14 protein-coding genes are annotated in these 15,105 nt (G+C 72.6%); 6 read left to right on the forward strand and 8 right to left on the reverse strand.

Going from position 1 to position 15,105, the window contains the following annotated elements; all coding sequences use genetic code 11:
- The first annotated feature begins 331 nt into the window (after positions 1–331).
- A complete protein-coding gene (locus tag KVT45_RS07960) occupies positions 332–1,426 on the forward strand; it encodes a hypothetical protein (protein ID WP_217545810.1) in 1,095 nt (364 codons plus the stop codon).
- Here the strand turns inward: KVT45_RS07960 and KVT45_RS07965 are convergent.
- The 4 genes from KVT45_RS07965 to KVT45_RS07980 form a co-directional block, all read right to left on the reverse strand.
- Positions 1,363–1,533 (reverse strand): DUF6760 family protein, encoded by a 171-nt coding sequence (locus tag KVT45_RS07965; RefSeq protein ID WP_089100305.1) that lies wholly within the window; start codon positions 1,531–1,533, stop codon positions 1,363–1,365. The two genes, KVT45_RS07960 and KVT45_RS07965, sit on opposite strands and share 64 nt — an antisense overlap.
- Entirely contained in the window at positions 1,530–2,000 is a 471-nt protein-coding gene (locus KVT45_RS07970) for a hypothetical protein (RefSeq protein WP_217545811.1), read from the reverse strand. Before KVT45_RS07970 ends, KVT45_RS07965 begins: the two co-directional genes overlap by 4 nt.
- Positions 2,000–2,443: a phage tail protein gene (locus tag KVT45_RS07975; protein WP_217545812.1), complete on the reverse strand. Its 444-nt coding sequence runs from the start codon at positions 2,441–2,443 to the stop codon at positions 2,000–2,002. Before KVT45_RS07975 ends, KVT45_RS07970 begins: the two co-directional genes overlap by 1 nt.
- A 63-nt stretch (positions 2,444–2,506) precedes the next feature.
- A complete protein-coding gene (locus KVT45_RS07980; protein ID WP_217545813.1) occupies positions 2,507–4,090 on the reverse strand; it encodes a phage tail sheath subtilisin-like domain-containing protein in 1,584 nt (527 codons plus the stop codon).
- Positions 4,091–4,360: 270 nt separating this feature from the next.
- Here KVT45_RS07980 and KVT45_RS07985 point away from each other — a divergent pair, with 270 nt between their 5' ends.
- From KVT45_RS07985 to KVT45_RS08000, 4 genes are all read left to right on the forward strand, one after another.
- On the forward strand, positions 4,361–5,566 hold the full coding sequence (locus KVT45_RS07985) for a DUF4157 domain-containing protein (protein WP_217545814.1): 1,206 nt from the start codon (positions 4,361–4,363) through the stop codon (positions 5,564–5,566).
- Between the two features lie 71 nt (positions 5,567–5,637).
- On the forward strand, positions 5,638–7,845 hold the full coding sequence (locus KVT45_RS07990; RefSeq protein ID WP_217545815.1) for a DUF4157 domain-containing protein: 2,208 nt from the start codon (positions 5,638–5,640) through the stop codon (positions 7,843–7,845).
- Between the two features lie 142 nt (positions 7,846–7,987).
- Complete coding sequence (locus KVT45_RS07995) at positions 7,988–9,436, forward strand: hydrolase (RefSeq protein WP_217545816.1); 1,449 nt, start codon at positions 7,988–7,990, stop codon at positions 9,434–9,436.
- Positions 9,433–10,875 (forward strand): RICIN domain-containing protein, encoded by a 1,443-nt coding sequence (locus tag KVT45_RS08000; protein ID WP_217545817.1) that lies wholly within the window; start codon positions 9,433–9,435, stop codon positions 10,873–10,875. Before KVT45_RS07995 ends, KVT45_RS08000 begins: the two co-directional genes overlap by 4 nt.
- A gap of 18 nt (positions 10,876–10,893) precedes the next feature.
- Here KVT45_RS08000 and KVT45_RS08005 read toward each other — a convergent pair whose 3' ends face one another.
- Positions 10,894–11,244, reverse strand: a complete 351-nt coding sequence (locus tag KVT45_RS08005; RefSeq protein WP_254646506.1) for an ATP-binding protein — start codon at positions 11,242–11,244, stop codon at positions 10,894–10,896.
- Between KVT45_RS08005 and KVT45_RS56170 the strand changes: the two genes are divergently transcribed.
- On the forward strand, positions 11,179–11,403 hold the full coding sequence (locus KVT45_RS56170) for a hypothetical protein (protein WP_254646476.1): 225 nt from the start codon (positions 11,179–11,181) through the stop codon (positions 11,401–11,403). The genes KVT45_RS08005 and KVT45_RS56170 overlap by 66 nt on opposite strands.
- A gap of 10 nt (positions 11,404–11,413) precedes the next feature.
- Here KVT45_RS56170 and KVT45_RS08010 read toward each other — a convergent pair whose 3' ends face one another.
- The 3 genes from KVT45_RS08010 to KVT45_RS08020 form a co-directional block, all read right to left on the reverse strand.
- The gene (locus KVT45_RS08010; RefSeq protein WP_308310675.1) at positions 11,414–13,381 is read right to left on the reverse strand and encodes an ATP-binding protein; all 1,968 of its coding nucleotides are present in this window, start codon (positions 13,379–13,381) and stop codon (positions 11,414–11,416) included.
- Entirely contained in the window at positions 13,378–14,037 is a 660-nt protein-coding gene (locus KVT45_RS08015) for a DUF4255 domain-containing protein (RefSeq protein ID WP_217546172.1), read from the reverse strand. Before KVT45_RS08015 ends, KVT45_RS08010 begins: the two co-directional genes overlap by 4 nt.
- 117 nt (positions 14,038–14,154) lie before the next feature.
- On the reverse strand, positions 14,155–14,763 hold the full coding sequence (locus KVT45_RS08020; RefSeq protein ID WP_174855944.1) for a response regulator transcription factor: 609 nt from the start codon (positions 14,761–14,763) through the stop codon (positions 14,155–14,157).
- Between the last annotated feature and the right edge of the window lie 342 nt (positions 14,764–15,105).

Raw genomic sequence — 15,105 nt, forward strand, 5'->3', positions numbered from 1 at the left:
GCGGAGCTGGCAGCGGACCAGGCCACCCGGGCCCCCGTGCTGGCACTCGCGGCCAGCCCCCCCGGTACCCCCGCCGCCCCCCCCACCGCCACCGCCACCGCCGGAGGACGCCCTGGTCGGAGCCGGACCTGTCGTGCTCGGCCGGGCTGTTGCCGGTCCGCCACCGGACGCGGACCGCTGTACGGCGGCGGGTGTCGGCGCCCGTCCGGGGGCAGCGTCCCGAGGAGCGCGCGGAGTCCGGCCGGAGGAGGTGCGGCCGTCACCGCGCGGGCGCGACCAGCCCCCGCTCACCCGCACCGGATCCCCGCCGCCGGCCGCCTGTCGTACGACCGTGTCCCGCGCCGTTCCGGCCCCCGCCCGGTCGCCCTCACCCGACGCCGTCACCGCGCCCTCGGCGGCCGTCGCCCTCGGCGCGGACGGCAGCGTACGCCGCTGCACAGCCGTCACCGACGTGCTCGCCGGTGCCTTCGTCAGCGCGCTGCGGCGCGGCGGAACGGGAGGTGCCGGCGCGACGCGCGGACCGGTGGCCGGAGCCGGAACGACCGGAGTCGGCTGCGGCGCCCACGCCACCGGCACCGCTGCCGAGGAGGCCGAGGCGACGGCCGTCGGCGTGACCGACCGCTGGACGGCAGGCGTCGCCCGCTGCCCCTCCCCCTCCGGGACGGTCGACGGAGCCGACAGGGGTGTCGGGCCCGGCGCGCTCTTCCCGTTCCGTGCCGCTCCCGCCGTCACCCCCGGTGTCCGCGCGGCCGCACCACCACCGCGCCCTCCCGCCAAAGGCACCCGCTGCACCACCGGCGCCACCGAACCAGCCGACCCGGCCGACCCGGCCGACCCCACAGGCCTGGCAGACCCCTCAGGCCTGGCAGACCCCGCAGATCCGGCCGATCCCACGGACCTGGCAGACCCCGCCGAACCGCCCCCGATCGCCCGCAACGGCACCACCGGCACCGACGCCCTCCGGCCGGCCGTCGGCCCCGCCTGCCCCGCCGCTCCCGTCGGCCCCGCCAACGGCAGTGCCTGCACCGGGCGTTCGAGGCCGGACACGGCCCCCACACCCATGGTTCCCGCAAGGCCGCCACCGGCAAGACCCGCGCTCGACTCGCCGTCCAGGACCGCGTGCGAGCGCGTGCCCATGAACGACGGGTTCTGCCAGGTCGGCAACCGGCCGCCGAACCCGGCGTCCGCGACCGGCCCGCCCGTCCCCAGCGCACGTTGGATCGGCGGCAGCCCGGACCAGGCCGCCGTCACCACGGGACGCGACACCTCCGCGGGAACCTCGGGAACCCCGGGCCCGTTCCCGGACTCACCGGCCTCGGGCCCCCGGCCGCGCCCGCGCATCCGATCCCACAGCCCCACCCGTCAGCCCTCCGCCCCTGCGGAGGCCGCCGCCCTGGTCACCAGGGACGCGATCTCGGCCGTGTAGCGACGGCGGTCGGCGTGCTCCAGGTCCAGGATGTCCTCCAGGTTCCAGTGGAAGTGGTAGGCGACGTACGCGATCTCCTCGTGCAGCCGGTCGGTCGCGTACGTCACGATTCCCCCAGGCGGCTCCCGCCGAGTTCCACTTCGAAGGGCTCGGAGCAGTGCGGGCAGTTGACCGCGGCCCGGGTGTGTCCTTCCGCGTTGATCTGGCGGTAGAAGTCCTGCAGGAACGCCAGGTCGGAGGCGAACATGTTCTCCACGATCCCGTCGTGGACGAGCGGGAGCGTGCCGAGGCGGGTGATGACCCGGCCAAGCAGCACCACCGACAGGAACGCAGGGTTCTCCTGGACGCGGACGTCCCGCAGCGGGATCAGCTCGTCCCGCGCCGTCGACAGGCGCATCACGCCGTCGCGGTGGACGGTGCCCTGCTCGTCGACGTACCCGCGCGGGAGCTGGAACGGGAACTCCGTGCGCAGCACCTCGACGGGCGTCTGCGGTTGCTGGGGGGCCTGGGGCGCCGGCTCCTCCGGTGCGAGCGGCGCGCCCACTCCCCCGGCCCTGACAGCCGAACGCCTCATTACTCGATGACCAGTTCTTCGAACGTGATGGTCACCGTCTCGGTCAGCGCGGACGCCTCGCCCGCCTTCACCGTGCTGGTGTCGATCTTGCTGCACCAGGCGTTGCGCAGGTTGTAGCGCTTCACCGGGTTGTTCTCGAAGTCCATCATGATGATGGAGGCGTTCTTGCGGGCCGTGGCCATCTGACCGTTGATCGACTCGTTGATCCACTGGGTGAACGACGAGGACTGGGTCATACCGCGGACGACCGTGCAGGTGCCGTTCTTCTTCACGCCCGGCAGGTTGCGGACGTGGTTCTTCCCGTCCGGCGTGTTCTGCTGGTAGGTGATGACGTCCTGCTCCATCGTCATGCCGCTGACCTCGGCGAGGTACTCGACCATCACGCCGTCGATCTGCAGGCCGAAATTGTGCGATGTGAGGGCGTCACCCGGCTGGAGACTCATGTGTTACTGCCCGTTCTTCTCAAGATGCCTGGGAAACAAGGGGGTTGGGGACCCGGGGGCCCGCTACTCCTGCAGCTCGCCGCTGCCGCTGCTGAACTGGGCCAGCCGGAAGATCACGAACTCGGCGGGCTTGACCGGGGCGATGCCGATCTCGCAGATCACGCGGCCGACGTCGACCGACTCCGGCGGGTTGGTCTCCTCGTCGCACTTGACGTAGTACGCCTCCTCGGGCCGCTGCCCGAACAGGGCGCCGCTGCGCCACTCGTTGACCAGGAAGGCGGAGATGTTGCGTCGGATACGGGCCCAGAGGTTGTGGTCGTTGGGCTCGAAGACCACCCACTGGGTGCCGATCAGGATCGACTCCTCCAGGTAGTTGAAGTACCGGCGGATGTTGAGGTAGCGCCAGGCCGGGTCGGAGGAGAGGGTGCGGGCGCCCCAGATGCGGATGCCGCGGCCGGGGAAGGCGCGGATGCAGTTCACGCCTATGGGGTTCAGGAGGTCCTGCTCACCGCGGGTGATCTGAAGCTCCAGGTCGACCGCACCCCGGATGACCTCGTTCGCGGGGGCCTTGTGGACGCCGCGCTCGGCGTCGTTGCGGGCCCAGACGCCGGCCACGTGGCCGGACGGCGGGATCAGCCGGGACTGACCGGAGGACGGGTCGAAGGTCTTGATCCAGGGGTAGTACAGCGCCGCGTACTTGGAGTCGTAGCCGGCCGTCTCCTGGCGCCAGACCCGGATCTGGCGGGCGTTGAGGCCCGGCGGCGGGTCGATGACCGCGACCCGGTCGCCCATCAGCTCGCAGTGCGCGATCAGGCCGAGCTGGACGGCCTTGACGGCCTCCAGGTCGATCGCGCCGCGCTGGTAGGCGGCCATCAGGTCGGGGACGGCCACCATGGACACCTCGTCGACGGCCTCCAGGCCGCCGAAGCCGGTGCGGTCGGCCGAGTCGCCGAGGTAGTCGGCGGGGCCGGGGTGGGAGCCGGCGTCCGCGACGGGGGACGCGGACGCCGGCGTCTGGGTGGGGGCCGCGAGGGCCACCGTCTGGTTCTCCGGACGGGCCAGCTGCGCGGCGGGCGCGGCCTCGGTCACGGTGATGAGCCTGGAGCGCTCCTTGACCTGCGTGACGACGTAGTTGCGGCCGCCCTTCTTCGCGGTCACGTCGAAGGTCTCGGCGGTCTTGCCGCCGTCCTTGACGACCAGCTTGAAGCGTTCGGCGGGGCCCTCGCCCTCCGGGTCGGCGACCTCGACGCTCAGGTCGCCGGAGGCGATGGCGCTGACGTTGAAGGTGCCGAGCTGCCTGGCCTCGCCGGGCGGCAGCGCGGCCGGGGCGGCGGAACCGCGCAGGGCTGCGGGCGACTTGACCTCGCCTCCGGCGCCCTCGTCGGTGCCGCCGACGCGGACGACGTAGGCCGCCGAGCCGCCGTTGTTGAAGAAGCCGTAGACGGAGTGCGCGAGGTAGTACCCGTCGGTGAACTCACCGAACGACGCGACGAACTGCGTCCAGTTGGTCACGAGTGTGGGCTCGTTCAGCGGACCGGTCGGGGCCAGGCCCACGAAGGCCGCCACCGACGTGCCCACCCCCTCGATGGGGCGCGAGCCGCTGGCCACCTCCTCGACGTAGACGCCGGGCGACAGGTAGGACGGCATGCTCTGCTCTCCTCGGGGTACGAGACAGGAACGCTTCCCACCCTCACGCGCGAGGGGGGTCGCCCGAAACGTCCATGGGTCTCCGGCCGGGGGCACGGTCGTTGCCCCCGGTTGTGCCCGTTGGGGCAGCGGGACGGAAGACAGCCTGGTCGCGGAGGGCCGCGCCCGGCCCCGGGGCGACACCGCCGCCGGAGCGGGGCCGACGTCACTTGCCGTCCCTCCGCGTGACTGTAACGCTGGCAAGTCACCGTCAGTGAAGGGGTGTTGGCCATGCATGCACGGGAGGACCGCGACAAGGACGCCGTCGGGCCCGGGGTTTCCCGTCCCGCCGTGCCGAAGTCGGCCGCGGAGTCGGCCGGCGGTCTGCTCGCCCTCCAGCGCACCGCAGGCAACGCGGCGGTGACTGCCACGATCGCCGCGCAGCGCCACCAGCATGACGCGAACTGCGGTCACATGCCCGCCATGCAGCGTGCCGAGGCCGACGCGGACCAGGAGACGCACGTCCACGGGGCGGACTGCGGCCACGGGGAACAGGCGGTGCAGCGACGGGCCGAAGCCGACGAGCATGTGCGGGTCCAGCGCCGCTCGTCGGTGTACGACGCCATCGCCTCGCCGTCGCAGGGCCTTGAGCCGCAGATCCAGCAGAAGGCGGAGAAGGCGTACGGCATGCGCCTGTCCCATGTGCGGGTGCACTCCGGTCCGGTCGCGCAGCGGTCGGCGAAGGAACACGGCGCGCACGCCTACACCACCGGTGACCACATCGTGCTCGGGGCGCCGCGCGTCGACAGCGAGACGATGTACCACGAGATCGGCCACATCCGGCAGCAGAGCCTGGGGCCGGTCGCGGGCACCGACAACGGGTCGGGGGCGAAGGTCTCGCACCCGGGCGACCCGTTCGAGGTGCAGGCCAAGGACAACGGCCGGAAGGTGGACCAGGGCGTGGCCCCCGACCTGTCGATGCCCGGGAGCGGCGCCGCGGTCCAGCGCACGACGGAGGGGGCCGCCGAGGCGGACGTGTCCGTACAGCGGTCGCCGGTCGTCACCCGCGCCCATGGCTCGCACCAGCTGATCCCGGCGCCGCCGCGCGGGGCCAACGGCACCACCGGCAACCAGTTCCTCGACACGCATGTGGTGCCGCACGCCGCCAACAGGCGCAGCGTCAGCAATCCCTGGCACTCGAACTTCGCCGTGCTGCTGTACATCGACAACAGCACCGGCCAGCAGCACGTGGCCGACTCGTTCAACGCCGGGCAGCTGGGACCGCACTCCGAGGAAGCGCTCTTCGGTCATCTCAACAACCAGCAGGTCGACTTCACACCGGTGGCGCTGTTCACCGACCGCATCCCGTGCGGCGACTGCACCCTCATCATCGGTCCCGCCATCGCGGCCAAGGCGAACGGGGCCGTCCCCGTCTACTACATCACCGCCGCGGGCGTGCCCACCAACCAGCAGGAGATCCGGGCCTGGTGGCAGTAGCGCGGCACGCTGCCCTCAAGACTGCCCCCGTGTCCCTTGCCCGTCCGCGGCCGCTCCCGTAGGCATGGGGCATGTACAGGCAGGAGGAGCCCGGCAGGGCCGAGCGGCCCGGGACCGGGCGAGTCCCGAGGGCCCGTGTCGCCACCACGGTGGCGGGCCCGGCGTCCGCGCACACTCCCGCCACCGGGCTGCCGGCCCTCCAGCGGCTGGCGGGCAACGCGGCGGTCGCGGCCACGATCGCCGCACAGCGCCTGCGGCACGACGCGGGCGGCGGGCAGGTGCCGGTGCAGCGGGAGGCGGCCCAGGCCCGGCACGAGCACGACGCGGGCTGCGGGCATCTGCCGGTGCAGCGCCGGGCGCTGGTCCACGACGTGGTCAGGTCCCGGGGGCAGAGCATGGATCCGGTGCTCCAGCGGGAGATGGAGGCCCGCTTCGACGGCGCGGACTTCAGCGGCGTACGGGTGCACACGGGTCCGGCGGCGCAGGCGGCGGCCCGGGAACTGGGCGCCAAGGCGCTCACCACCGGCAACAACGTCGTCGTGGGCGACACCATGACGAAGAAGGACTGGGCGCACGAACTCACCCACGTCGAGGACCAGTCGGCGGGGCCGGTACCGGGCACCGACATCGGCGGCGGGGTGAACCTGTCGAGCGAGCACGACCCGGGTGAGCGGCACGCCGTGCAGAAGGCGGACCGGGTGATGAGCGGTCCGGTGCCGGACGCGCCGGCGCCGGCGGAGGGCGGCGAACGGTCCGGCCCGGCCCCGGCCGCCGGATCCGCCCCGGTCCAGCGGCTGGTCGGCTTCGAGGCGGAACTGAGCGTGCCCAGCTACGAGGTGAAGCAGTCCAGCACCGGCCTCACACCGATCGACGGACGCCAGCCGCACCCCGCCCTGACATCGTTCTTCTACGGCGGCGCCGGGTACGCCACGGACATCGCGTCCGGCAAGCGCATGAACGTCGTCACGGACCACAACGTCCTCCAGCATCGCGGCCGGGACATCCACGAGGCGCTGAGCGATCTCACGACGCCCGACGGGCGTTCCCTGGTGCCCGGCGACGCCGAGTACGACCCCATCGGCAACATCGAGTACGTCACGGAAGCCGTGGACGAGCTGGCACCGGGCTCGAACCACACGGTCCTGGAGATGGCGGAGGAGATCGACGAGCACGTGGCCGGCATGTTCGCCCACGACCCGCGGTCCTTCGCCTCGTTCATCCCCGGCTCCGGCGGCGCGTACGCCACCGGGTTCCCGCTGCCGGAACTGCAGACGTGGCTGGGTCCCGAGCTGTTCAAGGACCCGGAGCTGCAGAAGGCGATCGCCGCCTACCAGAAGGACGCCAAGCACAGCCTGTACCTCCAGGCCACGGCGGGCATCATGCCGTCCGGGCTGCCGCACCTCTACGAGGCCCAGCAGAAGGTCGAGTACCCGCCGGCCCCCAAGGGCAAGGAGCACACGCGCGCGGCACAGCTGCACGCGACCGGGGCCGTGGTGCAGGCCTCGCACAAGGTACGGTCGTTCCTCGCCGGGAAGATGCCGCAGCTGAGCGAACTGGACCGGGAGGCGCTGACCGGTGCGCTGACCCTGACCGCGTCCTACGCGATCGGCAGCGCGATGGTGATGACGGACGCGGTCGGAGAGACCTCCACGGCGAAGAACGCCGTCTCGCACCTGGCCAAGCTGGGGGACCTGGGGCAGGTCAGGACCAAGGCGACCACGGACACGATCCGGAATCTCAACTTCGGCCACGAGGACCTCATGCTCCTCACCAAGTGGCTGCACGAGGAGGTCGCGGAGACCAACGTCGGGTTCTGGCTGTCCTTCCTCAAGCCGTTCGGCAGGGGCGCCAACGCCGAGCGGACTCCGGCCTACGGTCCACCCGTCGACGATCTGGGCGGCGCGGCCTCCCCGGAACAGGATCCGCTGCAGGCCACCTACATGCTGTTGAACAAGGTCCTCAACGGCGAGAACGCGGAGCTGTACGTGCTGTCGTCCGGGCGGCCGTTCAACAAGCCCGACCGGGCGTCGCCGCACCTGTCCCGGGAGCACACGGGCGGACAGCAGGGCGTCCAGATGGAGTTCCGCTGGCTGCCGAAGCGGATCACCGAGGCGGGGCATCTCGCGGGCGCGTTCGCGTCGGTGGTGGAGGAGGTGCGCACGGCCAACCTCAAGGGTGCGCCCAAGGAGGTCGCCGAGCGGATCCTGCAGGCCGCCGCGACCGGACAGGCGGCTCCCGTCGCGTCCTCCGGCGCCGGCGACCGCATGGAGCTGGACTGACCCGGGCCGGCCGGCGGCGACGAGGGCCTGTCCGTACGGCCCCGCCGGCCCGTCCCCGGGGGCAGCGGCACCGCCCTCGGCACCGCCAACTCTGCCCCGGAGTCCGGTGATGTGGTGCTCCCCGGCCCACTAGCGTCTTGACGTGAGCCTCTGGACCTCCCTCGAACCCGCCTCCGCGACCGTGGACCCGGGCGCTTCGACCCGTGTACGCCTGCGGCTGCGCAACACCGGTGACGTCGTCGACGAGTACCGCTTCGAACCGGTGGGCCCCATCGCGCCCTGGACGACCGTCGAGCCGCAGACGCTCCGCCTCTACCCGGGGACCACGGGCTCGGTGGAGCTCACCTTCGCCCCGCCCCGCACCCCGGACGCCACCGCCGGCCCCAACCCCTACGCGGTCCGCATCACGCCCACCGAGCATCCCGAGGCCGTCACCGTCCCCGAGGGCAACCTCACCATCACGCCCTTCACCGAACTGCGCGCGGAACTGGTCCCGCCCACGGTCAAGGGCCGGTTCCGGGGCCGCCCCAAGCTGGCCATCGACAACCTCGGCAACACCAGACTCACCGCCTCCGTCAGCGGCAGCGACAACGGCGACCAGCTCGCCTACGACCTGCACCCCAGCAACGTCCAGATCGAACCGGGCCGCGCCGCCTTCGTGGACGCCACGCTGAAGCCCCGGAGGATCATCTGGTTCGGGCCGAAGGAGCAGCGGCCGTACCGGCTCACCGTGCAGCGGTCGGGGCTGAAGCCGGAGCCCGTCGAGGGGACGTACATCCAGCGCGGCTTCCTGCCCCGCTGGCTCGCCACCCTCTTCGGCACCCTGATGGCCCTCGCCCTCACCTTCGCCCTGATCTGGTTCAACTACAAACCCCACGTGCAGAGCCTCGCCCAGGAACAGCCCGTGGAAGCCGGGGTGAGCAGCATCGCGCCCAGCCCGACGGTCACCCCGACCCCGCCCCCGGCACCCACCGAGACGCCGTCGACGGCGCCCGCGGCGGACACCGGGAACGGCGACGGCGGTGGGAGCGGAGGCGGCGGGGGCGGGGGCGGCGGCGCGACGGCCACCGTGACCGCCAAGCCCAAGCAGGACACCGCGGCGACCGCCGTCAACCGCCTCGCCGCCGACGACCCGTCCGGGCGGCACATCTGCTACCGCTCCTACGTCCAGGGCAGCGGCTGGCAGAAGCCCGTCTGCGACGGCACCATGTCCGGCACCGTCGGCAAGAACGTGCCGATCAAGGCCATCAACCTCGCGGTGTACGGCGTGCAGGGCTCCGCCGCCAACTGGTTCCACTACGACTCCCAGTCCACCAACGGCCAGGGCACGTGGTACCCGAACTGGACGGCGATCATCGCCGACGGCAAGGACAACTACATCGGCAGCACCAAGGCGTCCGACCCCTACATCGAGGGCTTCGCCTTCAACGTCGGCAGCGGCAAGGGCTGCAACTACGCCAAGGTCCGCGACCACGACTGGGGCGACCAGTGGTGCCAGGGTTCCCGCAGCGACAACAACGCACTCGACTTCGTCGGCACCCTCGACAACACGCTCTGGCTCGAAGCCTTCAAGCTGACGGTGACCCCGTGACCCTGTGGACCTCCCTGGAACCCGCCTCCGCGACCGTGGACCCGGGCGCTTCGACCCGTGTACGCCTGCGGCTTCGCAACACCGGTGACGTCGTCGACGAGTACCGCTTCGAACCAGTGGGCCCCATCGCGCCCTGGACGACCGTCGAGCCGCAGACGCTCCGCCTCTACCCGGGCACGACCGGCTCGGTGGAGCTCACCTTCGCCCCGCCCCGCACCCCGGACGCCACCGCCGGCCCCAACCCCTACGCCGTCCGCATCACGCCCACCGAACACCCCGAGGCCGTCACCGTCCCCGAGGGCAACCTCACCATCACCCCCTTCACCGAGATCCGCGCGGAACTGGTCCCGCCCACCGTCAAGGGCCGCTTCCGGGGCCGCCCCAAGCTGGCCATCGACAACCTCGGCAACACCAAGCTCACCGCCTCCGTCAGCGGCAGCGACAACGGCGACCAGCTCGCCTACGACCTGCACCCCAGCAACGTCCAGATCGAACCGGGCCGCGCCGCCTTCATCAAGGCCACCCTCAAACCCCGGAAGATCATCTGGTTCGGCCCCAAGGAGCAGCGGCCGTACGCCCTCACCGTCCAGCGGGCGGGCGTCCGTCCACAGCCTGTGGACGGCACCTACATCCAGCGCGGCTTCCTGCCCCGCTGGCTCGCCACCCTCTTCGGCACCCTGATGGCCCTCGCCCTCACCTTCGCGCTGATCTGGTTCAACTACAAACCCCACGTGCAGAGCCTCGCCCAGGAACAGCCCGTGGAAGCCGGGGTGAGCAGCATCGCGCCCAGCCCCTCGGCCAGCGCGCCCCTCGCCGCCGCACCGGCGCCGTCGCCGACCCAGACGGAACAGCAGGCGAACGACGGCGACGGCTCGTCCGACACCCAGGCGGGCGGCGATGGCGGCCAGTCCCAGCCTGCCCCGCAGGCGACGAAGAAGAAGACCGCGAAGCCGGTCGTGCCGGCGACGAACGTCCTGCTCCGCAACACGACCACCAAGAAGTGCGCGGACATCCCCGGCTACGGCAACGGCACCAGCAACGGCCCGGTACGGGAGTACACCTGCGACGAGACCACCAACGACAACCAGCTGTGGAACCTGGAGGTGCAGTACCAGAAGGACGGCCCCGGCGCGTCCGCGCTCTTCCAGATCCGCAACGCCAAGGACCAGTTGTGCATGGACCTGCCCAACTACGGTTCGGCCAAGCTGTCCTCGCCGATCACCGAGTACAAGTGCGACGGCACGAAGGCCGACAACCAGCTGTGGTGGATCGACAAGCAGCCCAGCGGCGCCTACTGGATCCGCAACTTCGCCAGCGACAACCTCTGCCTGGACGTGGCGGGCTACAGCACCGGCGGAAACGACACCAACCTCACCCTGTACTACTGCTCGGACAGCGACGACCAGGAGTGGCAGATCGTGCCCCCGTCCAAGGACTGACCCCGCGCCGGTGACCGGCTAGGCGTCGGCGGGCCCCGGCCACCCGGCCTCGGCCTCGGTTTCGGGCTCGGGCTCCGCGGGAATGCCGACGACCGCCTGGAGCCCGCCGGCGGGACCGCGTCCGAGGCGGAGTGTGCCGTGGTGGAGCCGGGCCTGCTGCTCGACGAGAGCGAGCCCCAGGCCGGATCCGGAGGCGCGGGTGTGCTCGCCGCGCGTGAAGCGCTCCTTCATGGCGTGGTACCGGCCGGGCGGAATGCCGGGGCCGTCGTCGCTGACGGTGATCCGCGTCGTGCCGCCGTCCGCATGCGACGCATCACCCTCTGGATCACCGCCACCCTCGCCGTGGCCGCCCTTTTCCTCGTCTTCCAGCTCAACGTCTCCGGCGCCACGGGCAAGTCCGGAGACGAGGGCACCCACACCGACCCGAGCCCCACCGCCTCTGCCGGTGCCGGTCAGGACCAGGCCAAGCCGGGCGACGACACACCCGCTGACGGGGAGCACGCCGGCAAGCCCGGCGAGAACAAATAGCGGGGACCGGTCACCAGGTCCCCGGTACCAGGCGGCCCGCCTTGCGGTACTCGCGGCGGGCGCCCTCCAGGAGGTCGGCCGCGGTGAGGGGCCGGTCGCGGGCGGCGGCGAGGTAGGCCGCGGTCACCACCGCGCTGCGGATCGCGCCGCCGGACAGTTCGAAGTCCCGGGCCAGCGGGCGGAGTTCGATGCCCGTCTCGCTGGGGACGTGCACCAGGCCGTGCCGCCACAGGGCCAGCCGCTGTTCCTCGTCCGGGAACGGGAAGTCGATCACCAGGTCGAGGCGGCGGGTGAAGGCCTCGTCGATGTTGGCGCGCAGGTTGGTGGTGAGCAGCGCGATGCCGTCGAAGGCCTCCAGGCGCTGGAGAAGGTAGGCCGACTCCAGGTTGGCGTACCGGTCGTGGGCGTCCTTGACCTCGGAGCGCTTGCCGAAGACGGCGTCGGCCTCGTCGAAGAGCAGCACGGCGTCGGTGCGGTCGGCCTCGGTGAAGATGCGTTCGAGGTTCTTCTCGGTCTCGCCGACGTACTTGTCGACGACGGAGGAGAGCTGGACGACGTACAGGTCCAGGCCCAGCTCGGCGGCCACGACCTCCGCGGAGAGGGTCTTGCCGGTGCCCGACTCGCCCGCGAAGAGGCCGAGCACTCCCCGGCCCCTGCCGCCGCCCGCGCTCAGCCGCCAGTCGCCGAGCACCCGGTCGCGGTGCCGGGCGCGCAGCGCCAGTTCCCTCAGTTCCGTGAGCGGCCGTTCGGGCAGCACCAGGTCCCGCCAGTCGACGGCGGGCCGGATCCGGCGGGCGTGCTGTTCGAGGCCGGAGGCGGACTGCTGGCGGGCGCCCAGCCGCAGATGGACGGCGGTGAGCGCGGTGCCGTCGAAGGCGGCGAGGGCCTGCGCGGCACGGGCCGCCCGGACGAGGCGGTCGCCGCCGAGGTGGTACGGGGCGACGGTGGCCGCGAGGTCGAAGCCTGGCTCCTCCGGCAGCAGGGCCGCCCAGGCGTCCGGGGCGGCGGCGCGCCGGGAGGGCACCTCCAGGACGAGCGGGTCGCGGTGGTCGCACCACTGGGGGTCGTAGGCGCGGGCGGTCGTGACCAGCACGGTGACGTCCGAGGTGGTGGCGCCGGTGCTCAACGCCCCCAGGAGGGGGCCCGGTTGGCCGCTGTCGACGAGTATCGCCCGGCCGCTCAGGCGGGCCTCCCGCAGCAGCTCCGGGATCCGCTCCACGGGCCCGGTGTAGTGCAGCGCCGCCCGCCCCGCGAGCCGCAGCGCGGCCGTCGCACAGCCGAGGCCCTCGCCCTCCCGCCGCTCCCGCAGGAAGGCGAAGAGCGGCCCTGCGCCGATCAGCGTGGCCAGCCGGCCCACGAACTCCGCGTCGGCGGGTTCGCTGTCGTACGACGGCCCCCGCAGGCATCCGGTGAGCGCCGCGTCCGGGGTGTCGTCGCCGAGGAGGTGGGCCAGGACCCGGTCCGGGACGCGCAACGAGCGGCTGAGGAAGGGGCGTTCGGGCTCCTCGACGGTGAGCAGACCGAGCGCGCCGAGCGGGGCGGTGGGGTGGAAGCGGGCGCGGGCCGCCGCGAGGTGGGCGGGGGCGCCGTACAGGTCGAGGGCGAGCCCGACGGTGGCGCGGCGGCGGCCGACGTCGTCGTTGAGGTAGCCGTACAGCGGCTCGAAGGTGCGGTCGAGGTCGGGGGCGAGGGCGATGAGGAGGAGGGCGGTGTCGAGCGGGGTGAGGCGCAGGCGGCCGGCGAGGTCGGCGAGCGGGTCGGTGAAGTCGCCGGTCAGCAGGGGGAGTTCGGCCGGTTCCGGCTCGGGGCGCAGGAGGTGCCGTACCGCTTCCTCGGAGAGGTAGAGGCCGCGCAGCGGGTCGCCGGCCGTCGGGTCGTCGGCCGAGCGGTGGGCGACGAGGGCGGCGACCCGGTCGCGCAGCGCGGACAGCCGGGCGAGGAGCGGGGCGGCCGGCGCCGCGGAGACGTCCAGGGTCACGCCCGGCCCCTCCAGGCGGCCGTGGCCTCGGCGACCTGGCCGGGCCGGTGGGCCCGCTCCTCCAGCACCGGGGCGGTGTCGTCCAGCCCGTCGCGTACCCGCACGGCGGCGCCCTCGGTGACCGGCGGACCGGCGTCGTACTCGGGGTAGGCCGGGAACGGCGCCGTGATCACGACGTCCAGGGACGGCTTGAGCTCGCCGCCGAGCGCCGACCAGATCTCGGCGAGGGAGCGTGCCTCGGTCTGGATGCCGGCGCAGGAGAGGGGCACCGTCAGGCCCAACGCGCCCAGCGAGCCCGGCAGTTCGTTCGGGTGGATCAGCTCCCGCGGGATCAGGGTCGCGAGCACGGCGCTGATCAGCCGGTGTTCGTCCTCGGGCCGCTTGGTCCACGCCGTCACCAGGTACGACAGCCGGAACCAGCGCGGCGGCTGGCGGCGCTTGACCACCACGTCCCGCTCGTCACGGATGTCGACGTGCCCGCGCTGCCGCCGGTGCACGTCCTCCCGGATGTCGTACAGGTAGCTGTTGATCACCGGCCCGTTGCGGCGGGCCGACCAGTCGCGGGTCGGGGCGTCGAAGGAGACCTCGATGCCGGAACCCTCCAGCGCACCGCTGGTCAGCAGGTTCCGCAGCACCTGGTCCACCTCGTGGATCACGCCGTACTCACCATCCCTCGGCACTCACACCCAATCCTGCCCTCCGCCCGCGCCGCCCCCGCAGGCACGGCCGGGCAGACCGGCCTGCCCCGGAACCGGTGTCCGCTGCCCGATCGGTCAGATGTAGCCTTCCCGGAGGGCATGGGCCACGGCGTGGGCCCGGTTGCGCAGATGCAGTCGGGTCGTCAGCCCGTGCATGACGTTCTTGACGGTGCGCTCGGAATAGGACAGCTTGCTGGCGATCTCAGCGGTGTCGAGCCCCTCGGCGACCAGCCGCAGTACGTCCACCTCGCGGGCGGACAGCCCGGAGGCCGGGGCGCCCGGGCGGCCGGCGGCGCTGCGGTGCAGGGTGCCGACCTGGTTGATGAGCCGGCCGAGCAGGTCGGCGGGCAGGTCGCCGTCACCCCTGGCGGCCGCAAGGACGGCCTGCACGATGCGGAGTTCGGTGGCCTCGTGGCGCCATACGATGGCCCCGACCCCGCACTCGATCACATCGAGCAGCTCGGTCTCGCGCAGCGCCCCGACCACGAGTACGGCCCGCGCCCCCTCGCTGCGCACCACCCGGCGCAGCCGGGTCAGTTCCGGTTCGTCGAGGCTGTCGCTGATGAGCAGCGCCACCGTGCCGGGCCCGGTCTCGGACTCCTCACGCACCTCGATCTCCGGGTGCCGGCGCAACTGGCTGAGCGCGCCCTCGCGGGAGATCGGATCGGGTGCGTGCACCGCCACGGGTGTGCGACCGACCGACGCAAAAGAGCTGTTGCTGACCAACCGCTTCCCCAATGTCCACGTGCCCGTCGCCTCCGAGGGAACAGTGACGGGCGGTAGTACTCCAGCCTGGTGTGACCAAAGGGGCAAGGACAATCGTGGAGCACCACGACAGGGACCACGAGATGTTCGGGGGCCGGGTGGGGGGTGCCTGGGGTTGTGGGGCCGCTGCGGGCCGGTGGGGGTTGTTCGCGCAGTTCCCCGCGCCCCCGCGGGGGGCGGGGGAGTGCGGGGCCCCCCACCCTGGCCCCCCCCCGCCCCCCCCCCCCCCCCCCCCCCCCCCCCAACCCCCACCCCCCCCTC

Source organism: Streptomyces sp. GbtcB6, from assembly GCF_019091475.1.
In the GTDB taxonomy this organism is placed as follows: domain Bacteria; phylum Actinomycetota; class Actinomycetes; order Streptomycetales; family Streptomycetaceae; genus Streptomyces; species Streptomyces hyaluromycini.